This is a genomic window from Pedobacter zeaxanthinifaciens (assembly GCF_003313335.1).
GTDB lineage: Bacteria > Bacteroidota > Bacteroidia > Sphingobacteriales > Sphingobacteriaceae > Pedobacter > Pedobacter zeaxanthinifaciens.
This window is the reverse complement of sequence record NZ_QMHP01000006.1, coordinates 163,212-185,155: the sequence shown is the minus strand read 5'-3', so window position 1 is coordinate 185,155 and position 21,944 is coordinate 163,212. Positions and strand designations below refer to the sequence as shown.

General features: G+C 38.8%; 18 protein-coding genes. 8 read left to right on the top strand and 10 right to left on the bottom strand.

Going from position 1 to position 21,944, the window contains the following annotated elements; translation table 11 throughout:
* The first annotated feature begins 36 nt into the window (after positions 1-36).
* The 8 genes from DUT68_RS11120 (at position 37) to DUT68_RS11085 (ending at position 7,220) form a co-directional block, all read left to right on the top strand.
* A complete protein-coding gene (locus DUT68_RS11120) occupies positions 37-2,874 on the top strand; it encodes a PD-(D/E)XK nuclease family protein (protein ID WP_113638273.1) in 2,838 nt (945 codons plus the stop codon).
* A 521-nt stretch (positions 2,875-3,395) separates the two neighbouring features.
* Positions 3,396-3,830, top strand: a complete 435-nt coding sequence (gene tnpA / locus DUT68_RS11115) for an IS200/IS605 family transposase (RefSeq protein ID WP_113638272.1) — start codon at positions 3,396-3,398, stop codon at positions 3,828-3,830.
* Between the two features lie 57 nt (positions 3,831-3,887).
* The gene (locus DUT68_RS11110; RefSeq protein WP_113638271.1) at positions 3,888-4,442 is read left to right on the top strand and encodes a GNAT family N-acetyltransferase; all 555 of its coding nucleotides are present in this window, start codon (positions 3,888-3,890) and stop codon (positions 4,440-4,442) included.
* 15 nt (positions 4,443-4,457) lie between these two features.
* Entirely contained in the window at positions 4,458-4,658 is a 201-nt protein-coding gene (locus DUT68_RS11105; protein ID WP_113638270.1) for a hypothetical protein, read from the top strand.
* A 61-nt stretch (positions 4,659-4,719) separates the two neighbouring features.
* Positions 4,720-5,076, top strand: coding sequence for a bleomycin resistance protein (locus DUT68_RS11100; RefSeq protein ID WP_113638269.1), 357 nt, complete (start codon positions 4,720-4,722; stop codon positions 5,074-5,076).
* A 153-nt stretch (positions 5,077-5,229) separates the two neighbouring features.
* Positions 5,230-6,216: a pyruvate dehydrogenase complex E1 component subunit beta gene (locus tag DUT68_RS11095; protein ID WP_113638268.1), complete on the top strand. Its 987-nt coding sequence runs from the start codon at positions 5,230-5,232 to the stop codon at positions 6,214-6,216.
* Positions 6,217-6,393: 177 nt separating this feature from the next.
* Positions 6,394-6,843 (top strand): hypothetical protein, encoded by a 450-nt coding sequence (locus tag DUT68_RS11090; protein ID WP_113638267.1) that lies wholly within the window; start codon positions 6,394-6,396, stop codon positions 6,841-6,843.
* Positions 6,840-7,220 carry a DUF2784 domain-containing protein gene (locus tag DUT68_RS11085; protein ID WP_113638266.1) on the top strand — a complete coding sequence of 127 codons (381 nt, stop codon included), beginning with the start codon at positions 6,840-6,842 and terminating at the stop codon, positions 7,218-7,220. Before DUT68_RS11090 ends, DUT68_RS11085 begins: the two co-directional genes overlap by 4 nt.
* Here DUT68_RS11085 and DUT68_RS11080 read toward each other — a convergent pair.
* The 10 genes from DUT68_RS11080 to DUT68_RS11035 all read right to left on the bottom strand — a co-directional run bounded on the left by DUT68_RS11080 (position 7,210) and on the right by DUT68_RS11035 (position 21,936).
* Entirely contained in the window at positions 7,210-7,677 is a 468-nt protein-coding gene (locus DUT68_RS11080; RefSeq protein ID WP_113638265.1) for a nuclear transport factor 2 family protein, read from the bottom strand. The two genes, DUT68_RS11085 and DUT68_RS11080, sit on opposite strands and share 11 nt — an antisense overlap.
* Positions 7,678-7,884: 207 nt before the next feature.
* Positions 7,885-9,336, bottom strand: a complete 1,452-nt coding sequence (locus DUT68_RS11075; protein WP_113638264.1) for a RagB/SusD family nutrient uptake outer membrane protein — start codon at positions 9,334-9,336, stop codon at positions 7,885-7,887.
* A gap of 10 nt (positions 9,337-9,346) precedes the next feature.
* Positions 9,347-12,436, bottom strand: a complete 3,090-nt coding sequence (locus DUT68_RS11070; RefSeq protein ID WP_113638263.1) for a SusC/RagA family TonB-linked outer membrane protein — start codon at positions 12,434-12,436, stop codon at positions 9,347-9,349.
* Positions 12,437-12,724: 288 nt separating this feature from the next.
* Positions 12,725-13,591 (bottom strand): helix-turn-helix domain-containing protein, encoded by an 867-nt coding sequence (locus DUT68_RS11065; RefSeq protein WP_113638262.1) that lies wholly within the window; start codon positions 13,589-13,591, stop codon positions 12,725-12,727.
* Positions 13,592-13,595: 4 nt separating this feature from the next.
* Complete coding sequence (locus DUT68_RS11060) at positions 13,596-13,949, bottom strand: VOC family protein (RefSeq protein ID WP_113638261.1); 354 nt, start codon at positions 13,947-13,949, stop codon at positions 13,596-13,598.
* Between the two features lie 209 nt (positions 13,950-14,158).
* Entirely contained in the window at positions 14,159-14,785 is a 627-nt protein-coding gene (locus DUT68_RS11055) for a response regulator (RefSeq protein WP_113638260.1), read from the bottom strand.
* Positions 14,782-17,703: a ligand-binding sensor domain-containing protein gene (locus DUT68_RS11050; protein WP_113638259.1), complete on the bottom strand. Its 2,922-nt coding sequence runs from the start codon at positions 17,701-17,703 to the stop codon at positions 14,782-14,784. The genes DUT68_RS11055 and DUT68_RS11050 overlap by 4 nt, the downstream gene beginning before the upstream one ends.
* Positions 17,704-17,799: 96 nt before the next feature.
* Entirely contained in the window at positions 17,800-18,732 is a 933-nt protein-coding gene (locus tag DUT68_RS11045) for a hydrogen peroxide-inducible genes activator (RefSeq protein WP_113638258.1), read from the bottom strand.
* Positions 18,733-18,798: 66 nt separating this feature from the next.
* On the bottom strand, positions 18,799-19,605 hold the full coding sequence (locus DUT68_RS11040; RefSeq protein WP_113638257.1) for a DUF4249 domain-containing protein: 807 nt from the start codon (positions 19,603-19,605) through the stop codon (positions 18,799-18,801).
* 9 nt (positions 19,606-19,614) lie between these two features.
* The gene (locus DUT68_RS11035; RefSeq protein ID WP_113638256.1) at positions 19,615-21,936 is read right to left on the bottom strand and encodes a TonB-dependent receptor; all 2,322 of its coding nucleotides are present in this window, start codon (positions 21,934-21,936) and stop codon (positions 19,615-19,617) included.
* Positions 21,937-21,944 lie beyond the last annotated feature (8 nt).

Below are 21,944 nucleotides of genomic sequence, written 5' to 3'. Positions count from 1 at the left end.
TCTTCGCTATGCTCAGAATGACAGGAGAGAAAAGTTATGCACCCGTTTTTAAAAGAAGTTGCCCAAGATTTAATTGCCAGATTTGGAGACGATTTACAGCATTGCGCTGTCGTTTTTAACAATAACCGCCCTGCCACCTACTTACGAAAATACTTAGCGGACATTATTCAAAAGCCTTTTTTTAGTCCGGCAATATATACCATACAAGAGTTTTTTGCAGGTAGTTTGAAAGAAAGGGTTGCCGATTTTTATTTGCAGTTTTTTACGCTGCTAAAAATATACAATCAGCTGTTGGCTAAGGAAGGTTTACCGGCAATGAAAAGCAGTCAGTTTTTCCCGCTGGCAAAAATTATGCTCAGCGATTTTGCGCAGATTGACAATGATTTGGTTAATGCCGATCAGCTTTACAAAGAAATGGAAGACATTGCGCAAATCAACTTGGAGTTCGATTATCTTTCTAAAGAACAATATGATTTTTTAGCACAGTTTTGGCAGTCGTACAGCCAAGGCAAACATAAAAAACAACAAGAACTATTCATTAAAATGTGGCGGAGGATGCCACAACTGTATCATCAATTTCATGAAGAGTTGCGTTCTCAAAACTATATCACCAATGGACAGGTATATCGCCATTTGGCAAATACAGACTTAGCTAATTTAGATTTCATCAAGAATTTCAATAAAGGAAAGATTGTATTTGTGGGCTTCAATGCTTTAACACGTGCCGAGGCAAAGGTTTTTACGCAACTGCAAGAGGCAGGCAAGGCGCTTTTTTACTTTGATACTGACGATTATTACGTAGAAGACGAATTGCAAGAGGCTGGTTTGTTTTTACGTAAAAATCTAAATCAACTAGGGCTAAAAAACGTGTTTGAACATCACTATAATAGCTTTAAAGCCGAAAAGCATGTGGTAAACGTTTACAAAGTGCAGGGTCAAAGTGCACAAGCCAAAATCTTAAATCAAGTTATTACAAAAAACGATAATACCGAGGAGATAGGAAACACCGCCGTTATCCTAGCGGATGAAAGTTTGCTAATGCCAGCGTTGCAAACCATTAACGATGACATAGAAGTAAACGTAACAATGGGTTTTGCTTTGGCTAGTTCTACAGTGTTTGGTTTGGCCGATTTGTGGCTTAACACGCAACTTGAGCTTAGGGATAATGAGGCAATCAGCTACCAAAGTTTAGAGGCTTTTGTAACCCATCCGCTCACCGGACTAAGTTCCAAACTCAAAACAAATATTCAGGAGGCGCTGCTTAAGGATAATGTGATCAGCATTGATTTGCCACGCCTACATAAGCAGGGCGGAATTTTAGCACAGTTTTATCATAAAGTTAGCAACCCCGCCGAATTAGTAAATGAACTATTAAAGGTGATGCGCTACTTGCTTTCGCGTTTATCTACACAAAAATCACTCAAAAAAATTGATGCTGATTTATTCGTGAAAACCATTGAAGAGTTAACTAGGCTTAACGATACGTTGAAAGGATTTTTAGCGCAGGAAGAGTTTCGCTTTGTGGTACAACTGATACAGAAATCGTTACAAGGGGTTTCCGTTCCTTTAAGTGGAGATCCATTAAAAGGCGTACAACTAATGGGCTTATTGGAAAGCCGAAACTTGAACTTCGACACGGTAGTTTTCCTAGGCTTTAACGAAGGAATTATCCCGAAAACTTCTATTGGAAATAGTTTTATTCCTGATAATATCCGCAGAGCTTATGGGCTGCCAGTGTTAGAAAACCTTGATGCCATTTCTTCATACATGGTGTATCGTCTATTGCAAAGAGCTAAAAATATCAATTTTGTCTATAACAATCTTACCGATGAAAATAACTCGGGCGAAGTGAGCAGAATTTTAAGGCAATTGGAATATGAAAGTTCTTTTGAGTTCAACTACAAAACCCTAGATTTACCTGTTGCTACCGAGTTTAAGGAGCCGTTTGCAGTTGATAAAACACATCCCGACGTACAAAGGGCATTACAACGCTACTTAACTGGCGAGCGGGTTTTATCTCCTTCGGCATTAACGATGTACATCGCCAATCCCATCGATTTCTTTTTCCGATATATTGCTGAAATTAAGGAGCCAGAAGAGGTAACCGCGGTAATTGAAGCCAATCAAATTGGTTCCATTTTACACAAAGTGATGGAATACTTCTACGAAACTGAAATTAACAAAGAGGTAACGGCGGATCTCATCAAAATCAAAAGGAAACAGGTGCAAACACTAATTACAAAGGCCTTCAATTTTGTGATGACCAACAAAGAAGAAAGCACTTTGGAGTATTCGGGAATGCAGAAAGTAATACTTGCCATTGTAGAGGCTTATGTAGATATTATTTTGAACAGAGATGAAACTGATGCGCCTTTCAGAATTATAAGCTTGGAAGAAAAGATTAGTACTGAGCTAGAATTTGAGTTGAACGGGAAGATGGAACGGGTAAAATTATTTGGTTTTATTGATAGGGTGGATGAAAAAAATGGCGTTACTCGTATTATCGATTACAAAACCGGCAGCGATAAACTTACATTTTCGGATATCGACAAGCTGTTTAATACCGATGGGAAGCATATTAACAAAGCCCTGATACAGACCTTGATTTACACCTATGCCTACGAAAGGCAGTCGGGAAAAACAGGCGTTGAACCTAACTTGTTTGTTGTTAAAACAATGGCCGATGGCAATGTTTATTTTCGTTCTAGAAAATCTACCCTTTCGGAATCCTATTTGGCAGAAACTAAACCTTTGTTTTTAGCAGAACTGCAGATCAAGATAGCTGAGCTATTTGACCTCAATGTGCCTTTTAGAGCTAGCCAACAACCAGACAATTATACCTATTCTATTTACAAAACTCTATTTAATGCCTAGCATAATATTTTTATCTGTTGGCTGAAGCCAACAGCAATGAATAATATCTTTCGACGATATCTCTTTGCACCAAGCCAGCGGCAAATGAATTAGACGATTAGATTTTCATTGCAGTCAGCTTTAGCCAACAGCAATGAATAAATATATTCTTTGAGATATCTCTTTGCACCAAGTCAGCGGCAAATGAATTAGACGATTAGATTTTCATTGCCGTCGGCTTTAGCCAACAGCAATGAATAAATATATTTCGATGATATTTCTTTGCGCCAAGCCAGCGGCAAATGAATTGGAAGATTTAATGTAGATAATTAGCTAAAGCCAACAGCAATGAATAATATCTTTCGACGATATTTCTTTGCGCAAAGCCAGCGGCAAATGAATTGGATGATTAGATTTTCATTGCCGTCGGCTTTAGCTGACGGCAATGATGATTGCATTCAAATGGCTTTAGCCATTTTTTGGGGTTAAATTGTTGATGAATAATAACATTTTGCTATCTTGTTTACACCAAATGAAAAACTATGTCATACACCAGAATTTGGGTGCATCTAGTATTTGCAACCAAGCACAGGGCTCCTTTACTATCTACGGACATTAGGTATAAAATCCAGAGACACATTATCCAAAACTGTAAAGAAAAATCTATTTACCTACAATCAATTAATGGTTATACCGACCATATGCATTGCCTAATTGTGTTAGGTAGAGACCAAACCATTGCCAAAATCGCACAGCTTATCAAGGGAGAGTCCGCTTTTTGGATTAACAAAAACCAACTTACAAAGCAGCATTTCGTATGGCAAGATGATTATTTTGCCATTTCCGTAAGCGAATCAATTGTGCCTAAGGTGGTTGCCTATATTAAAAATCAGGAGCAACATCATGCCAAGAAATCTTTTGAAAATGAATGGAATGAATTTACAGCGAGATACGGATTTCAAATCGACCAAGATTAAAATTTCGCTAACATCTTTACTTCGAATTAAAACTAAACTAAAATCCTAAATTGCGTTATGTTGAATTTGAACTTTAATCCATTTCCAGAATTAAAAACAAAACGTTTGCTTCTAAGGCAAGTAATGCCAACCGACGCTAAATTGGTAATGCGAATTAGGGGTAATGAAGAAGCCATGCGTTACATTCCAAGACCAAGAGCTAACACCGTGGAAGATGCCCTCGCTGTAGTGAAAATGCTTACGGATGGCATCAACGACGGCAAATCTATTAATTGGGCAATTGCAGATATTAACGAGCCAGCAGAGATATTTGGCATTATGGGCTATGTAAATTTCTACCTTGAACAAAATAAGGCCGAAATAGGCTATATGTTACATCCTGATTATTGGGGGAAAGGATATGTACCGGAGGCCATTTTGGAAGTGGAGAGGTTCGGCTTTGAGCAAATTAACCTGCAAGCTATAGAAGCGAAAATAGATCCTAGGAATGATAACTCTAGAAAAATTCTACGGAGAAATAATTATCAGTTTGACCGACTTGTAAAAAAAGAGATGACTTTTCAAGGTGAAGACTTAGACTCTGAATATTACATTAAAAATCGTATCCAATAACCACTATATTCGTGTATGTATAGTTTAGGTAGAACAACGTTTGAAGCTCAAACAGTAGAACAGGCAGCAAAATCTTATGCTGAGTTTTATAAAAATGCTTACATGGCAAGAACGCTTAAAAATTACAAATTACCTAAATGGCATAACGTTAAATTACCCAGAACAGAATCTTCCACGAACGGAAAGAACTTCATTTTCCGCTTCTTCAAGAAATAATAATAGACAACAAAAGCTGCCGGACGGACCAAATACCGAGATGACTTAGAAAATTTATAATATGCTACAAACCGCAGTACCCATCCTCGCCTCGCTGAATGCCGAGGAAACCATACAGTTTTACACTCAACAAATGGGCTTCACCTTCCACAATAACTGGGATGGATACCTTATTTTCAGTAGAGATGAAATTCAAATTCACTTATGGCCAACCAGCGATGAAGATGTGCCAAAAAACACGGGCTGTTATGTAAACGTAACGGAAGTTGATTTACTTTATGCCGAGTATCAGGCCAAAGCACTGATTCATCCAAACGGAAAACTAGAAAGCAAACCTTGGGGCATGCGCCAATTTTCTATTTTGGATAACAATGGAAACATTATTCATTTTGGAGAAGACATCTCGAAACGCCACTAAGCATATTTCAGATTTTCATTTGGCAAAAGTGCTCATTCAAAACATTTTCTACTGCCAAAAAGCCAAATATAATATTACAATTACGAGCTTTTTGAACCTTTGCAAAGCAATAAACTAATAATTATATTTGCGACGTTAATTTTCAACAAAACAATGAGAGAAATCCAATTCAGAGAAGCATTACGCGAAGCATTGAGCGAAGAAATGCGCAAAGATGAGAACATTTTCATGATGGGCGAAGAGGTTGCGCAATATAACGGAGCCTATAAGGTTAGTCAGGGTATGTTAGACGAGTTTGGTGATAAACGCATTATTGACACGCCAATTGCCGAGCTTGGTTTTGCAGGTATTGGAATTGGAGCAGCTATGAACGGTTTAAAACCAATTATCGAGTTCATGACGTTCAACTTCTCGTTGGTGGCTATTGATCAAATCATTAACTCGGCAGCCAAAATGTTGTCAATGAGTGGTGGTCAATTCTCAGTTCCAATTGTTTTCCGTGGCCCAACTGGTAATGCTGGTCAATTAGCAGCACAACACTCACAAAACTTTGAAAACTGGTATGCTAACTGCCCAGGTTTAAAAGTGGTAGTTCCGGCTACGCCTTATGATGCAAAAGGTTTACTTAAACAAGCTATATTAGATCCAGATCCTGTAATTTTCATGGAATCGGAAGTAATGTACGGCGATAAAGGAGATGTACCAGCTGAAGAATATTACTTAGAGCTAGGTAAAGCCAATGTAGTTAAAGAAGGTACTGATGTAACCATCGTTACTTTTGGTAAAATGTTAACTCGTGTGGTTAACCCCGCTATTGAGGAGCTTACTAAAGAAGGTATCAACGCCGAGGTAATTGATTTACGTACCGTACGTCCAATTGATTATGCTACAATCATCAACTCTGTTAAGAAAACAAACCGCTTAGTAGTGGTTGAAGAGGCTTGGCCATTGGCTTCTATCTCTTCAGAAATTGCATTTAACGTACAGAAAAACGCATTTGATCATTTAGATGCTCCTGTAATTCGCGTTACTTGTGCTGATGTGCCGCTTCCGTATGCACCTACTTTAATTGCTGCCAGCTTACCAAACGCTGAAAAAGTTGTTAAAGCGGTTAAAGAAGTAATGTATATCAAGAAATAATTTATGCGCCAGTAAAATGGCACTTCGATACAAATCCCGTTCATTAAATGAGCGGGATTTTTTTTGTGATTAATTCCCATTCTCGCAAAATTCAATAGGCCGCACCCTTTGAAATAGACGCTACATTTTTCTCTTGCCTTAAATTTTATTAAATTGCAGTTTTAAAAGAGATTTATAATGAAAAAGTTTTTATCAGCGCTTTTCCTACTTACAATAATGACTACAATGGCTTTCGCACAAGCCAACAAAATGCCTACTCCGGAAGAACTGGCCAAAAAAAATGTAGATGAACTTGAAACTAGGTTGAAATTGAGTTCTACCCAAAAAAGCGTTATTTACAACTATGCCTATAACTTCGCTAAAGAGCAGGTAACGTTGATGAAAAAACAACAAGCTACAGGCTATAATGATGAAGAAGTAACTAAGCTTTATCGTTTAAATAACGAAACCAATAAAAGCATTAAAGCCGTATTAAAGCCGGAGCAAGTAATTGAATACGACAAAGTGGTAGAAGAGCGCTTGGCAGGTATCGATCCTAAAAAGAAGAAAAAAGCTAAAAAGGGAGAAGAGGAAGAAAAAATAGTAGGCATTGAGGGATTAAAATCAGTAAAAGCAGGCCAGCTGTGAGCCTATCGCTGCTAGATTATCTTTTCACTATCATACACCTGCTTATTATTGGTGCCAACCTTTTACTTTGGATTTGGCCTAAAACACGTAAACTTCATTTATACATTGTTGGCATTACGCTGTTTTGCTGGCTTTTTTTAGGAATTTGGTATGGAATAGGTTATTGCCCCGTTACAGATTGGCAGTGGCAAATCAAAAGCAAATTGGGCGAAACTAATTTGCCCAATTCGTTTGTGAAATATCATTTGGATAACATTACCGGCTTAAATATTCCTGATACAACAGTAGATTTTATTACACTGGGAACATTTTTAGTTGCCATTATATGTTCGGTTAAGCTGAACTTTTTTAGCAACTCCGCATCGGCTAAACAATAACTTTTTCTCCGTTACTATCTGTGCCGCTTACAAAAAATCTATAAATATTGGTGATTTTCCAGTCTCCATTTTTATCACGTTCCAATACCAAATAGTTTTTGTGCTTCCCATCAAATCCTTTGTAGTTTACATTTACTTCGGCCATTACCATACCATCAGTTGCGGTTAACACTTTGGAGCTAATTTCGCAGCTCTGTTGTACTGCACCGCCATTTTTTTTCATCTCGGCAATAATAGCTGCCGCATCATGCTTCACTGCTCTTACATCTCTATTAAATGAAAAGAGCGCATCTTCACTAAGCAGACTTTTGAACTTTTTATAATCGTTATTTAGATAGCTTTGCATGTAGGCTTTTACTACACTTTGGTAGGTAGTGTTGTCAGGTTTGTCATTTGCTTTAAGCGTACTTGCGATGGTGATACCTAGTATTAACATCGCTAAAATTCTTTGTTTCATCGTTTTGTATGTTTATTAACCTAAAGCTCGGTCAAATCTTTAATAAACGATATGCAAAAAACACCTATAGTGCTGAGTAACAGATTTGTGAAAAATCAAAAAAGGCTATCTCAAAAGTTGCTCCGCTAGCGCCCAAATCATAAGTAATGAATTTGAACAAGAACCAACCTTTAAGACAGCCTCTTAAAGCTTATAAAATTAGAAGAATTAGTATCCTGGGTTTTGCTGTGGTTTTAATACCGGATTGGCATCTAACTCCGTTTGAGGAATTGGCGACACCAATCTGTTAGCTCCCGAAGGGAAATTCACAATTCTCCAGTGCACTGTAGAACCTGTTCTATCAACGCCTTTCTTTGTACGCAACAAGTCGAAAAACTTATGACCTTCGCCAAATAGCTCTTTATTTCTTTCAGTAAGGATTTCTTCGATAAGTGCATTACCCGTGTTTGCCGATACCACAGTTGCTACGCCAGCACGTTGCTGTATCGCTAATAGCGCCGCTTTTGCTGCAGGTTCATTAGCTACACCTTGACGGGCTTCTGCCTCTGCTTCGATCAGGTACATTTCGGATGAACGCATTAACACTTGGTTATTGGCGTTGGTAGTTGTAAAATCGAATTTGTTGATTAGCCAGCCTTCGCCTCTTCTGCGATACGCACCTGTACTAGCTGCTGCAGTTGGACTGCTTTTAACTAAAAACTGTTTTTTACGCTCATCATTTGTAGCAAACGAATCAAAGAAATTATCAGTTACCCTAAAACTAGAATAACCCACGTCATAAGGATCATAAAAAGACGAAACCATCAAAAATCCCTGATTATCATCTGTACGAACGTTGATGCCGTAAATCCACTCTGAAGTTGGGTTGTTGAAGCCCGTTAACAAAGCCGCAGCCGAACTCAATGGTCTGGTTGCTCTGGCCAATTTTGCGTATCTGCTTGCTTCCGACCAGTTTTCCATGTTCAAATAAACACGTGCCAAATAGCCTTGTACCGCAGCTGGATTAACCCTGTAAATATTGGTACGGGCAGGTAAATTTGCTTCGGCAAACTTCAAATCTTCAATGATAAAATCGTAAACTTCTTTTACGGTACCTCTTGTTGGAGAAACTTCATCTGGCCCAAGCGGTTTTCTTAGAATTGGCACGCCTAATGCATTTGGATTTACGCTATAAGGCTGAGAAAACCAACGCACCAACCAAAAGTAAGTAATGGCTCTCAACGCCCTAGCCTCTGCCAAATATTCGGTTTTTTGCGCATCTGTAATTGGCGCCGTAGGGATATACTCCACAAACTGATTGGCATTAGAAATTACTTTGTAACTGTACTGCCACCAAGTAAATACATCACTATTATTTACCGTTTCTGTAAACTGATATTGCGCTACAAAACGGTTATAGTTAGCGCCACCACTAACAATCATTACGTCATTGCCTTTTACATCGGCACTCAAAATCATGTTGTTGGTGTAGCCTGAAAAGGTAGTCAAATCATAAATACCGGTCATTGCTGCCTGTATTTTTGCTGGCGAAGAAAAAGCTTCTTTGGCATTAATTTGCGCCGTAGGACTCACCTCCAAAAACTCTTTCTTACATGCTGTTGCTCCGGTTAATACCAGTAATGCAAAAGCTATATTTTTTATCTTATTTATCTGTTTCATCTTTTGTCAATTAAAATCCAACGTTAAGGCCAAAAGTGTAAGTTTTGATATTTGGCACATCAAAATTAGCTAGTCCGGTTAGGGCAACTTCTGGATCCATTCCTTTATGCTTAGCGAAGGTTAAAATGTTCTCTGCAGAAACGTATAACCTAACATTTTGTAGTTTAAGCGACTGTAACCAACTATTTTTCACGGTATAACCTAAGCTTACGTTTTTAACACGCATGTAAGATCCATCGTACAAGAATCTTGATGACTCATTGTTACCCAAATCGGTATTGTTGATTACAAACCTTGGTACATCGGTGATATCTCCTGGTTTTCTCCAGCTTCTATCCATATCGGTTGATAATTGTGTACCTACCTGGCTACCGCTGTGCATAATCATTTGATACAAGCCATCGTATATTTTACCTCCCAAAGAGAAGTAAGTTAAAATGCTCATGTCAAAATCTTTATACCTGAAGTTATTGTTAAGACCTCCAGTAAACTTAGGAAGCGACGAGCCTAAACCATCGTAACGCGTAGCTGTCGACCAATCTTTAGTGGTGATTCTGCCGCTAGCATCATCTTTGTACCACATTGGGCGTCCATCAGCAGGGTCAACACCAGCATACTCTCTCAAATACCACTGATAACGATCACCACCAACTTTCCAGCGTTTGGTGCCGTCAATCACTTCGTTTTGAGTCATTTGGTTAATTTTATTTTTGTTAGATGTGATGTTTAAAGATACATCCCAAGTGAAGTTTGAATTTTTCACCGGCGTACCATTTAACAACACCTCAACACCGTAGTTATCCATGGAAGCAAGGTTGGTAGTAAGGTCATCAAAACCGGTTAAACGAGTTAACTGGCGGCCAAATAAAATTCCTTTTGAACCTCTTTTGTAATAAGAAACCTCACCGCCAAATCTGCCTTTGAACAAGCTAAACTCTAAACTCACATCAGTTGCAGCACTTTGCTCCCAGCGTAAGTTTGGATTGGCCAACTGCGTATACACAATACCCGATTGTCCCTCGTAGTTTCTTCCTAAACTGTACAAACCTTGCGCAGCGTATCTATCAATATTATCGTTACCTGATGTACCATAACTAGCTCTTAATTTTAATTCGTTGATCCAGTTCACATCAGATAAGAACTTCTCTCTTCCAATACGCCAAGCACCACCAAAAGAATAGAATGTTCCGTACTTGTTATTAGTTCCAAATACCGAAGAACCATCTCTTCTTAAACTACCTGAAACATAGTATTTGCTATCGAAATTATACTCTAAACGAGAGAAATAAGAAGCGAAACGTTTTTCGGTAAAGCTTGAAGTTGATGTATTTGGTGTTGATGCAGAAATTAACTCTTTAGTTCCTGGGAAAGCGAAACCAGTAGCTTGAGTGTAAATATAATCTTGCTTGTTTCTAAAAGCTTCCTGTCCAACTAACACATTTACGCTATGCTGGCCAAAGCTTTTGTTGTAGTTTAAGGTATTGATAAAAGTTAAGGTTATATCCTCTCTTGTATGTCTGTAACCTCTACCTTTTACACTTACACCATCACCGTGTTCCATGTTATAAAACTGGCGTTCGCGGTTGTTGATATAATCGGCAGCTACCGAAGTTTTTGCAGTAAAATTGTTCAAGAATTTTACCTCAGCATAAGGGTTTGTAATTACCCTTGCGGTTTTGGTGTTGTACTCGTTTAATTTTGATAAACCAACGGGGTTAAAATCAGGTGTAACTGGGTTAACATAGTTATAATCTGGGTTACCTTGTGCATCGTAAATTAAATTACCGTTTGCATCCCTGCGGTATAACGGATAAATGTTAGCTGTTTTATCCGCAAAGTTAATTGGATTTGCAGAGCCGGTGCCACCAGCTGGTGTGTTTTGCTGCGTGTAGGCTAAAGTGTTGTTGATACCCACTTTTAAAAAGCTACTTACATCAGAACTCCAGTTGAATTTTCCTGAGTAACGGTTAAAATCAGATGCGATTACAATACCTTTTTGGTTAAAATATCCGCCAGATACGAAAAATTTACTTTTCTCATTACCACCGCTTGCAGCTAAATCAATGTTTTGAGTAACGCCTCTACGTAGCACTTCATCACGCCAGTTGGTATCGTACAGTAACGCTGCGCCATTGTTTAACACGCCGTTTGCACCGTAAGGATTTGCGGTGTTGTAAGGATTAAACACTAATTTAGAATTGGTAAGGGCATTTGCTTCGGTTGCAGCTTGTGCTGGCGCCGAGCTTGCCGCAATACGCTGTGCATAATAAACATCCCAAAAAGTTTTGTAGTACTGTGTTGCGTCCATTACTTCGTGTTTTTCCACAGCTTGGTGCGATAAACCTGTGTAAGTACTCAAGTTTAACCTTGTTTGGCCCGCTTTACCTTGTTTTGTTGTGATTAACACCACACCATTTGCTGCCCTTGAACCATAAATTGCAGCAGCAGCAGCATCTTTCAATACCGTTACCGACTCAATGTTGTTAGGGTTTAATGATGATAGCACATCAGAAGTGGTAGCAACAGAGCTTAAATCGCCGCTGGTTACCGCAATACCATCCACTACGTAAAGCGGACTGCTTGATGCTGAGAAAGACCCAACACCACGGATACGCACTGTTGAAGTTGCACCCGGCTGACCAGAAACGCTAGTTACCTGAACCCCTGAAGCAGCACCTTGCAATGCTTTTTCGAAAGAGGTAATTGGTCTGTTTTCCAATACATCCGATTTAACTACTGAAGCCGAACCTGTAAAATTTTCTTTCTTTACTGTTCCGTAGGCCACAACTACAACCTCACTTAAATCGTTACTAGCCGATGATAACCTAACGCTCATGTTATCAGCAACTTTAACTTCTTGTTCGGTGTAACCCACGAAGCTAAAAACCAAACTTTGTACGCCAGAAGGTACTGAGATGGTAAAGGTACCTTGGTTGGTGGTTTGTGCAAATTGGGAACTTCCCTTTGCTTTGATAGATACTCCCGGCAAGGGCAAGCCATCCGCAGCATCTACAACTTTACCCGTTATTGTTCTATTTTGCGAATACGCGGCAAAATAAGACAAAACGGCAATCACTACTAATAGTAATTTTTGTTTCATAATTTAATGGTTAGTTAATTAATAAGAATTTTGACCCAATAAACAGGAGCCACTGAGTCGTTTAACACAAAGTAATGTGAAGCGGCCGCCATAAAATGTGCGAAAACCACCTTTTTGATGCGGCAAGCCTAAAAAACAAAAAAGCAAATCCAATCCTGGCATTTGCTTTTTCAATTAATTATTAACTAACGGCTAAATCCTTCTACAAAATTTGTCCGTTTTACCTATTTCAAAGGTACAATTGCAACATCTTTAAAAGTATGCTCAAAACACCTTTTTGTTTACGTGTTATACGTAATGTTCTTTCCTAAATTTAGCTGGGGTCATTTTGGTAGTTTGCTTAAACAGCCTGATAAATGAGCTTGTATTTTCAAATCCGATTAGGCAAACTATTTCGCTCAGGGGATAATCTGTTGATTTTAAAAGATACTTGGCCCTACTAATGCGCAACTGCATCAAATACTGATATGGACTAATGCCGTATGCCTCTTTAAAGGTGCGCAATAAATGATTTACGGATAGACAGCAACAAGCAGAGATATCTTCTAGCAGTACATTTTTATCGTAATTACTGTTGATGTAATCCTTTGCTACGGCCAACCGTTTTAAAATTTCTTCCTTGGTTTTTGCTTTGGTAAAACTGAGTTTGCTCAACTTTTGCACCACCTCTTTTTGGTACACCCCATAGTAGTTAAGCAGGCAATGATAAAGATACTCATTCATCAACATCTCATTATCTACTCCTCTATCCAACTGATTTTTTAAATTCATTACGTTGTAGTGGATATCTCCAACAAACGGATACAAAGTTTCAATAAATAGCGGCGATTGATTTGATTTACCGTCTAATAACGCATTGTCAGTTAAACGATGTGCATCATTAAAATCGCTTACAAAATTCGTGTCAAATGATAAAGAAATGGTATTTACAGGGGTAATGGAATCAATTACGCTATTGTAGTCTGTACCAGTATTGAGCATCGCAAAACTATCAGGAAAAATACTGATTTCACGCTTATTGATGATACACTTTTCTACACCAGAAAGCACAAACTTAATGGTGTAATGGCTGCTATCCGACGGTTTATAAAATGATTTACAGGTATTTTCGCTTACAATTCTATTTCTATTGCTCAGCTCCTTAATGTATCTCATGCCGCTAATCGTTATAGTTTCTAGGTTCTATTAATAAAAACTGATTACCAGCAGCGTCGTAGAACTCGGCAACCATACCCTCGTTAATGTAGGTGGGTGCCTGTGCAAATACAATTCCTTTTGATTTAAGCAGGCAGTAAAGCGCTATACAATCAGGGGTTGTAAGCTGTACGGCAGTGCTTGGCTTTGCGTTCCGTTCTTCTGTTAAATAGATGAGCGCTTCCCCCCCTTGAATTACCACTGCCGATTTAGATCCTATTTCATCTACCTCCATGTGTAGCCTTTCCTTAAAAAGCGCCAAAGCTTTTTGCAGGTCATCAGCTTTAAGCTGCAAACTATTTGTAATCACCTCAGTCATTTCTGCGTTCAATTTGTGTGATGTAAAATTAGTTGCAGAAATAGCCCGATTTATCACCCCAAAAGGGTGATTTTAGCATATTTTATTATAAAAATTAGGCTTTTTATAGGCGCTAAATAAGATTTTGATACAGAGACAGCTAGTTTGACCTTGGAGTTTCAGGACAAATTAAGATATGCCAATTGTAGGCCGACTGTAAAGCGCCCTTGCTAAATAAACCTATTGTTTTTTGCTGCCTTGATAGCTTCTGATTTAGAGTTTACATCAAGCTTGATATAGATATTTTTAACGTGACTCCTCACAGTGTTTTCATCGATAAATAAATCTTCTGCAATTTGTATTTTGGTTTGCCCAGCAGCAATGCGCTTTAAAATCTCCGTTTCGCGTTTCGTAAGTGGCGAGTTAAGGTTTTTTTGAAATGAACTCATTACAATTCTTGCGATGTTGATGCTCATTACACCACCGCCGCCGCAAACATCTTTAACGGCTTCTACAATTTTTTCGGAACTCGAATTTTTGGTCAAGTAGCCATCAGCACCCATATTTAATGCTTCAAAAACTACTTCAGGCGAATCGAAAACCGTTAAAATAATAACATAGCAATTGGGCAGTGTTTTTTTGATTTCGGGGATGGCTTCAATACCGCTGGTCCCAGGCATATTGATATCCAGCAAAATCACTTGAGGCGCATCTGCTTTTAATTGCGATTTTGCCAAATCAAATGAAGCATAGGTATTCACTATCGAAAAGCCATCAATATCAAATAATAACTGCTGATAGCCCAATCTCAATACTTCATCATCTTCAATAATTACAATCCTTAAATTGTCGTTCATTTTCGTTTATATCTTAAAGGCTTAATTCCAGAAATTACTACTCGAGTACCCGCTTGCCGATGCGTGTGCACTGTGAGTTTGGCATTGATCCGGTTCACACGATTACTAATATTCTTGAGGCCGTTTCCACCTGTAGCTTCCAGCATATCAAATCCTTTCCCGTTATCTTGCACCTCTACCTGCACCGCTTGGTTCTCTTCCTCAAATATCCTGATACACACTTTGGTAGCTTGAGCATGTTTCAGCACATTGTTTAGCACTTCCTTAAATATTAAGGTTAAATTCCGATTTTGCTCCATGCTCATTTGCCAATTTTGGTAGGCCTGCGGCAGCTCGTCCATTTCAAAGCCTACCGTGGTGTTCTGAAACAGATCAAGCCCAAAATCCCTAATGCGCTGCATAATAGCGTAAAAATTATCGCTCTGCGGATCCAAAGCCCACAACACATCTTTTGTTCCAGTATACAATAATCCAGCGTTTTCTTTAATTAACCTTACTAACTCCTTTTGTTCAGAGTTTGGTGCAATTTTCTTGTCTAAAATTTCTGATAGCACATTAATCCGGGTCAGCTTATTGCCAATATCATCATGGAAATCTTCAGCCGTTTGCTTCCTGATTTTAGCTTGCTCTTCCATTTTTATTTTTTGTCTCTGCTTTCTTTGAAATTCCCTTCTTTTAAGCATCAAGAAAATCAATCCCCAACCCAACAGCAGGAAAATTACCGCTACTAAAACCCTAAACCACACGGTAACGTAAAAAGGTGGCTTAATGATGAAATTGAGTTCTTTAATGTCGGAACGGAGGCCATTTACTTCCGCATACACTTTGAAGGTATACTCGCCGGGCGATAAAGCTGAATACTCCGCTTCCTGTGCCTTCACAGGCTTGCCAAAGTCCCTATCAACGCCAATTAAGCAATAATGGTAAACCACCGACTGCGGATTAGACAATGATATACCGCGAAAGCTAATGGCAATGCGGCTTTGTGTATGCCTAAGCACAATTTGCTGCTTTTTAGGTGCAATTAAACTAATGGTGCTATCGCCTCTTTTGCTCGATTTATCATAAACATCAATTTTTTGGAAAGAGATATACGGCGGTTTTGTTTTTTGAATTGAAAACGAGGTTTTTCCTAAAATTACACCAGTAGTAGAACCCAATAAAATATCGCCGTTAAACGCTACTGCCGCATTTTGGTTGCACTCAATAATTGGTGTTTTACTTGGGATTACTTGGTAGCGGCCTGTTCTACTATTTAACTTTAACTTATTGATGCCCCGCCCAGTGCCCAACCATAGCACTTGGTTCTGATCCATAACCAAACTATAAATATCATTTGAATTTAGGCCTTGGGCTGTATGATAGCGTTCTGTTTTTTTATGTTTTAGGTCATAGATAATTAGTCCATCGCCCAAGGTGGCAAAAAGGATTTTATTTCGATGTTTTAAAATACCTAAAATATATGCACTGCTTAGCGCCTGAATTTTAAATTTGGTATCTAACTGTTGATTTTTAATGAGATAAACGCCTGATGAAGTTCCCAGTAGAACGCTATCTTTTCCTAAAGCAAATAAGCAAGAAACCCAGCCCTTAAAGCCACCAATTTTCTCAATCTTATCTGCACCTAAATAGGTTACGGTATTAATTTCGCCCAAGTACAAATTCCCTTGTTGGTCGTGCACTAGGGTGCTAATATTAGATCCAGAAGTAAAAGGAACTTGTACAAAGTTTGCGCCCTCACGCCTCCACAATCCTTGATTTTGTATAGAAACCAATAATCGGCTGTTGAGATCTTTTGTGATGAAATAGATGTTGTTGTCTGTAAATTTTTTCTCCGGACCAATTAAATTAAGTCCATCAAATTGGTAAAGTCCCTTATTGAAAGTAGAAATCCACAACTGATTTTTCTCATCAACCACCAAACCGCTTATTGGATATGATAAATCTCGACCGTTAAATCTGCTGTATTTAATAAAGGCATCACCATCGTATCTAAATATGCCGTCGCCAAAACTTGACACCCAAATATTGCCTTCATTATCATTAAAAACTGCGTTTGCCCTCGTTGCTTTTAATCCGTTTTCGTCATCAAACAGCATGGCATTTCCTTTCGGATTCACCAAGTAAGCACCTCTTTGTGTTGCTACCCAAATATTGCCATAGTTATCTTTGGTAATATCGTAATAAGCTTCGATGGCGTTATCTTTAAAAACCCTAGTTAACTTTTCTTGATGATATAGAAACACCCCTTTGCGCAATGCGGCAACGTGAAAAACATTTCGGTCTTTTGCGTCAAAAAGTACTTTTATGATGTAGGCATTGGCCAAATCTGCAGGGAAAACCTTAAATAACTTCCACTGTTTTTTGTCGAGCTCAAACAAGCCTGCGCCCCTTACGTAAGCATACAGCCGTCCTTGTTTATCTTTGTTAAGCGTGGTTACAATACCCGATTCTGGCAAGTTTGCAGGCAATAAGCGATTGCCTTTGAGCATGTATAGGCCACGTTCGGCCAAAACCCACATGGTTCCGTCGGTGGCTTGTTGTATGTTGTAAATGTCCCTGTCATGCAGTACCGATTTTACCTTGCCATCTTCGATAAGGTTAATTCCGTTTTCGCTTCCAACCCAAATGCGCCTTTGCTGATCTTCGGTAATTGAGCTGACATTGTTAGATAGTAAACCATCCGCTTTGCTGTAAGACTTAAAACTTCTTCCATCGAAATTACTCACACCTCCAAAACTTCCTAGCCATAAGGTGTGGTCTTTTGCCTGAAAAATAACGCTAACTTGAGATTGCGGTAAGCCTTCCTTTAAATTGAAATTTGTGAAATTATAATTTTGCCCCCACAATAAGTTTGGAAAAATCAAGGAGGCAATAAAAATAATCCTGACAAGAATAAATTCCAGTTTAGCTAACATCCCATACAAAATAAAGTTTTGGCACTATTCGGCACATCACCCGAAACGGGTGATATTATGGATAAGATTGCTTTTGTGGAGTTTTATTACAGCGATTTAAATACCAACGATATCTTTTTTCTTTTTGCTCTTCATCCCCTTAGGAATTAAGGCTAAAATTTCATCCTGCAAACCCTTTAACATTTTCTTTTTTACGAAACTTTTATGGGTTACCAAGCTAATTTCTCTAACCGGCTCCGGCGATTTAAAATAGCGCACTTTATTCAGCTGCTTGTTGTTCAAATCATGCAACGAAAGTTCGGGCAGTAAGGTTGTTCCATCGTTAACATCCACCATCCTAATTAGTGTTTCTACACTTCCGGTGTTGTAGGTAAGCGCTTGTAACTTGTTGTTTTTGGTTGAGCGGCAAATGTTAAGCACTTGCGAACGCATACAATGCCCCTCGTTTAGCAACCAGATATTTTCTTCCTCAAAATCTTCTGCATCAATGGTTTTCTTTTTGTACAACTTACTGTTTTTACTCACGTAGCCTACAAAATTTTCGTAATATAATGGATGTTCGCTAATATTGGCATCAACCAAGGGTGTGGCTAAAATACCGCAGTCAATAACACCAGTTTTTAAATGATGGATGATATCTTCTGTGGTATACTCCCATATCATCAGCTTTAAATCGGGATATTTACTTAACATTGCAGCAATAACCTGGGGCAGCAAATAAGGTGCTATGGTTGGGATAATTCCAATTTTTAACTCGCCTGTAATGTCCTGCTGCTGGTTATTGATGATCTCTCTAATTTTACTACTTTCCTGTAATACAATACGAGCTTGTTCAATAATTTGCGCACCAATTTCGGTAGGTGTTACTGGTTGCTTGCTACGATCAAAAATTTTGACATTTAAAAACTCTTCCAACTTTTGTATTTGCATGCTTAGGGTAGGCTGCGTAACAAAACACTTTTCAGCAGCACTTACAAAGCTTCTATAGGTATCTACCGCAACTATATACTCCAATTGAACTAACGTCATATCATTAAAACTTATAACAAACCAACAAGGCTATAAATATAATCAATATGTTTATCAAGTTGAAACTTATTGTACTGTATATTCTTTTGTTTGTAAAGTGTGTGCGCTAAAATAACCAATAGCACCGCCTTTAATATTACTCACCGGATTGGCTGGCGCAGCACTATCCGAGCCGCCCTGCGCTCCATTGTCAACACTAAACCAATATTTGTAAACAGGCTCATCAATTGTTAAAAATTCGAGCTTAATTTTATCTCCCTTTTTCAGCTTGCTTTCTTCAGTAAATTCAAACGGAAATATGGTTTGGTTAACCGTCCTACCATCGGTAAATTCATCGTTGGCTGCAATAATTGACTTGGTGTAAACGCCATTTTTATACTCTATAAACCTATAAAAATTTTTAACTCCTGCCGGATCTTTATATTTCACCTGAGTAAATAACCTAGGGCCATCAAACAAATTCAATTCATATGGGTACACGTCCTCCAAAGGCACTATGGCCGGCATTACGCATGATGATGTAAAAGTTTGCCCGCTAACCACAATTTTTAACCTATAGGTTTGGCCGGGCATACCATTAAGCGTTAAATGTGTATACACTCCTTTATTGCTACTCTCGTTTAACCGCGTTACAACGCCTTGTTGGTTTTCTATCTCCACCACTGCGCCCGAAATGCCAACAAAATCATTTGAGCTTGAATAGCTTTTGGTTTTGCTAATTAAAACCTTTGCACCACCAATTTGGTTGGTTAGCTGCGCCTCTACCACATATTTTTCAGAGGCTGTATCCAGTTTCAGGTCAATTACTTCTTCACAAGAAGAAAGAAAAATGGCACCGGCAATGAGCATTAGGATATATTTGAACTGATTCATGTTTGATACTTAGAATTTGAAGTTATAAGAAATAGATGGCAAAAATTGGAACAACGTTGTACGCACCACCTCCGTTTTTGTAGGATCATTTTCGGCTTCCCTAAACGTAATCGAATAGGCATTTTTTCGGCCATAGGCATTATACAAACTAAACGAAAGCTCAGAACTGTAGTTTTTACGTTTTTTCAGCTGCAAGTTGGCGCCTAAATCTAAGCGATGATACGATGGCATACGATAGGCATTTCTATCCGTGTAGTAAAAAAACACTTGCCCATCGATATTGTATTTTCCACTTGGAAAAGTAATGGCATCACCGGTATAGTAGATCCAAGAAGCAGATAAGCTCCATTTCTCACTCAACTGGTACGAACCAACTAACGCTAACTCGTGTGTACGATCTTGTCGGGCGTTATACCAATTTCCGCTGTTAATCCCATCAATTTGTCGTTCAGTTTTGGATAATGTATAACTTAGCCAACCCGTAAAATCACCTTTCTTCTTCTTAAACAACAATTCTAAACCATAAGCTCGTCCTTTACCGTATAAAATTTGTGTTTCGATATTATCTGAGTTAAATGTTTCTGCACCATCCCTATAATCAATTTGATTGTCCATGGTTTTATAATAACTCTCTACATTTAATTCAAAGGCATTATCAAGTAAATTCCTGTAATAACCCAAGGCCACCTGATCGGAAATTTCCGGTTTTACCATGAGCGAACTTGGCAGCCATTTATCACTTGGCCTGCTTGAGGTAGAGTTCGAAATCATGTGCATATTTTGCACATTTCTAACATAAGAAGCTTTCAATGAGCTATTGGTGTTCAACAGATAGCTCAACGCCAATCGGGGCTCAAGGTTAAGGTAAGTTTTCACTACCTCTCCTTTTTTATAAGTTGTAGCGTTAATGATGTTTCCATCTTTATCTACCGTTAGATAATCACCACCGCCCAACACGCTAAATCCTGTTAAGCGTACGCCTAATGCTATATTGAGCTTATCTGTAGCTTGCCAATCACTCGAAGCAAAAACCGAATTTTCTAGAGAGAAGCGCTCTTGATAATTTAGGTCGTTAAAACTCGACTGCCCTTGTGAGGTAACTTCACCCGGCGTAACCCTATGATAAATACTGTTGAAACCAAATTTTAGCAAATGCTTATCGGATGCCTGCCAGAAGAAATTTTGCTTAAGTGCCCAATCTCTCAACTGGGAAAAAATACGGACGTTATCGATGCCAGTATTCACCTCAATTTTGTTTTGGTACCTGGTAAAAGAGGCGATGGTAGCCGAGGTTAGCTTAGTGGAGTAGATGTGCTTCCATTGTGCGCTTGCAATGGCATTTCCCCAAGTGAGCCCAAATGTTTCGGCCAAGCCCAATTTATCTGCACCGAGGTAGCCCGTAACAGTAAGTTTATCGTTTTCGCCAAGCTGAAAATCGGCCCTGCCATTAACATCGTAAAAATATAGGATATTTCTATTAATGGTGCTATCGGGAGATAGTTTCAGTAATGCATCTACATAGGTTCTCCGTCCCGAAATTAAAAAAGAAGATTTGCCTTTGCTGATTGGCCCTTCCAAAGTTAGTTTAGAAGAAATGAGACCAATACCGCCCGAGGCAGAGAATTTTTGTTCGTCGCCCTCCCGCATTTTAATATCCAGTACAGAAGACAAACGACCGCCATATTGCGATGGCATACCAGTTTTGTACACCGTAATGTCTTCCACCGCATCGGGATTAAATGTAGAAAAGAAGCCCAACAAATGCGCTGCGTTGTAAACGGGTACATCATCCATCAGCACTAAATTCTGGTCTGCAGAACCACCTCGAACGTAAATTCCGGCACCACCTTCTCCCGCAGATTTGATACCGGGCAGCAACTGAATGGCTTTCAGAATATCTCGCTCTCCAAAAATTAACGGAATGTTTTTAACGGATTTCATGGTTAATCTTTCAGCGCCCATTTGCGGACTCGCTAAGCTCCTGTTATCCTTTGCTGTAGATATTACTACCTCATCTAGGTTATTGGCGCTATCATCCATGCTGAAATTTAACACCTGATTGCGGCCCACCTTTAATTGCTTTTTTTGGGTAGTCATACCAATGGCGCTTACAATAAAGGTGTAATTGCCTGCTTTGAGTGTGATTTCGTAATTACCCAAACTATCGGTTGCGATGGTTTGCTTTGCTTCAACAATTTGAATACTAGCTGCTTCAAGTGGCCCATCGGCTGATTTGATTTGCCCTGATATTTTAAATATTTGTTGAGCAAAAGCGGAAGAAAAGGAAAGGCTAAAAAAAATTAAAAAGAGCTTTAAAAAATTAGAGGTCATCGAATTGC

Bases quoted from the DNA above. Each gene is read 5' to 3' on its own strand.
- DUT68_RS11110 (WP_113638271.1), top strand. From the start codon at position 3,888: ATGTTGAATTTGAACTTTAATCCATTTCCAGAATTAAAAACAAAACGT.
- DUT68_RS11035 (WP_113638256.1), bottom strand. From the start codon at position 21,936: ATGACCTCTAATTTTTTAAAGCTCTTTTTAATTTTTTTTAGCCTTTCC.
- DUT68_RS11095 (WP_113638268.1), top strand. From the start codon at position 5,230: ATGAGAGAAATCCAATTCAGAGAAGCATTACGCGAAGCATTGAGCGAA.
- DUT68_RS11070 (WP_113638263.1), bottom strand. From the start codon at position 12,436: ATGAAACAAAAATTACTATTAGTAGTGATTGCCGTTTTGTCTTATTTT.
- DUT68_RS11100 (WP_113638269.1), top strand. From the start codon at position 4,720: ATGCTACAAACCGCAGTACCCATCCTCGCCTCGCTGAATGCCGAGGAA.
- DUT68_RS11080 (WP_113638265.1), bottom strand. From the start codon at position 7,677: ATGAAACAAAGAATTTTAGCGATGTTAATACTAGGTATCACCATCGCA.
- DUT68_RS11120 (WP_113638273.1), top strand. From the start codon at position 37: ATGCACCCGTTTTTAAAAGAAGTTGCCCAAGATTTAATTGCCAGATTT.
- DUT68_RS11050 (WP_113638259.1), bottom strand. From the start codon at position 17,703: ATGTTAGCTAAACTGGAATTTATTCTTGTCAGGATTATTTTTATTGCC.
- DUT68_RS11055 (WP_113638260.1), bottom strand. From the start codon at position 14,785: ATGAACGACAATTTAAGGATTGTAATTATTGAAGATGATGAAGTATTG.
- DUT68_RS11105 (WP_113638270.1), top strand. From the start codon at position 4,458: ATGTATAGTTTAGGTAGAACAACGTTTGAAGCTCAAACAGTAGAACAG.
- DUT68_RS11065 (WP_113638262.1), bottom strand. From the start codon at position 13,591: ATGAGATACATTAAGGAGCTGAGCAATAGAAATAGAATTGTAAGCGAA.
- DUT68_RS11040 (WP_113638257.1), bottom strand. From the start codon at position 19,605: ATGAATCAGTTCAAATATATCCTAATGCTCATTGCCGGTGCCATTTTT.
- DUT68_RS11075 (WP_113638264.1), bottom strand. From the start codon at position 9,336: ATGAAACAGATAAATAAGATAAAAAATATAGCTTTTGCATTACTGGTA.
- DUT68_RS11045 (WP_113638258.1), bottom strand. From the start codon at position 18,732: ATGACGTTAGTTCAATTGGAGTATATAGTTGCGGTAGATACCTATAGA.
- DUT68_RS11090 (WP_113638267.1), top strand. From the start codon at position 6,394: ATGAAAAAGTTTTTATCAGCGCTTTTCCTACTTACAATAATGACTACA.
- DUT68_RS11060 (WP_113638261.1), bottom strand. From the start codon at position 13,949: ATGACTGAGGTGATTACAAATAGTTTGCAGCTTAAAGCTGATGACCTG.
- tnpA (WP_113638272.1), top strand. From the start codon at position 3,396: ATGTCATACACCAGAATTTGGGTGCATCTAGTATTTGCAACCAAGCAC.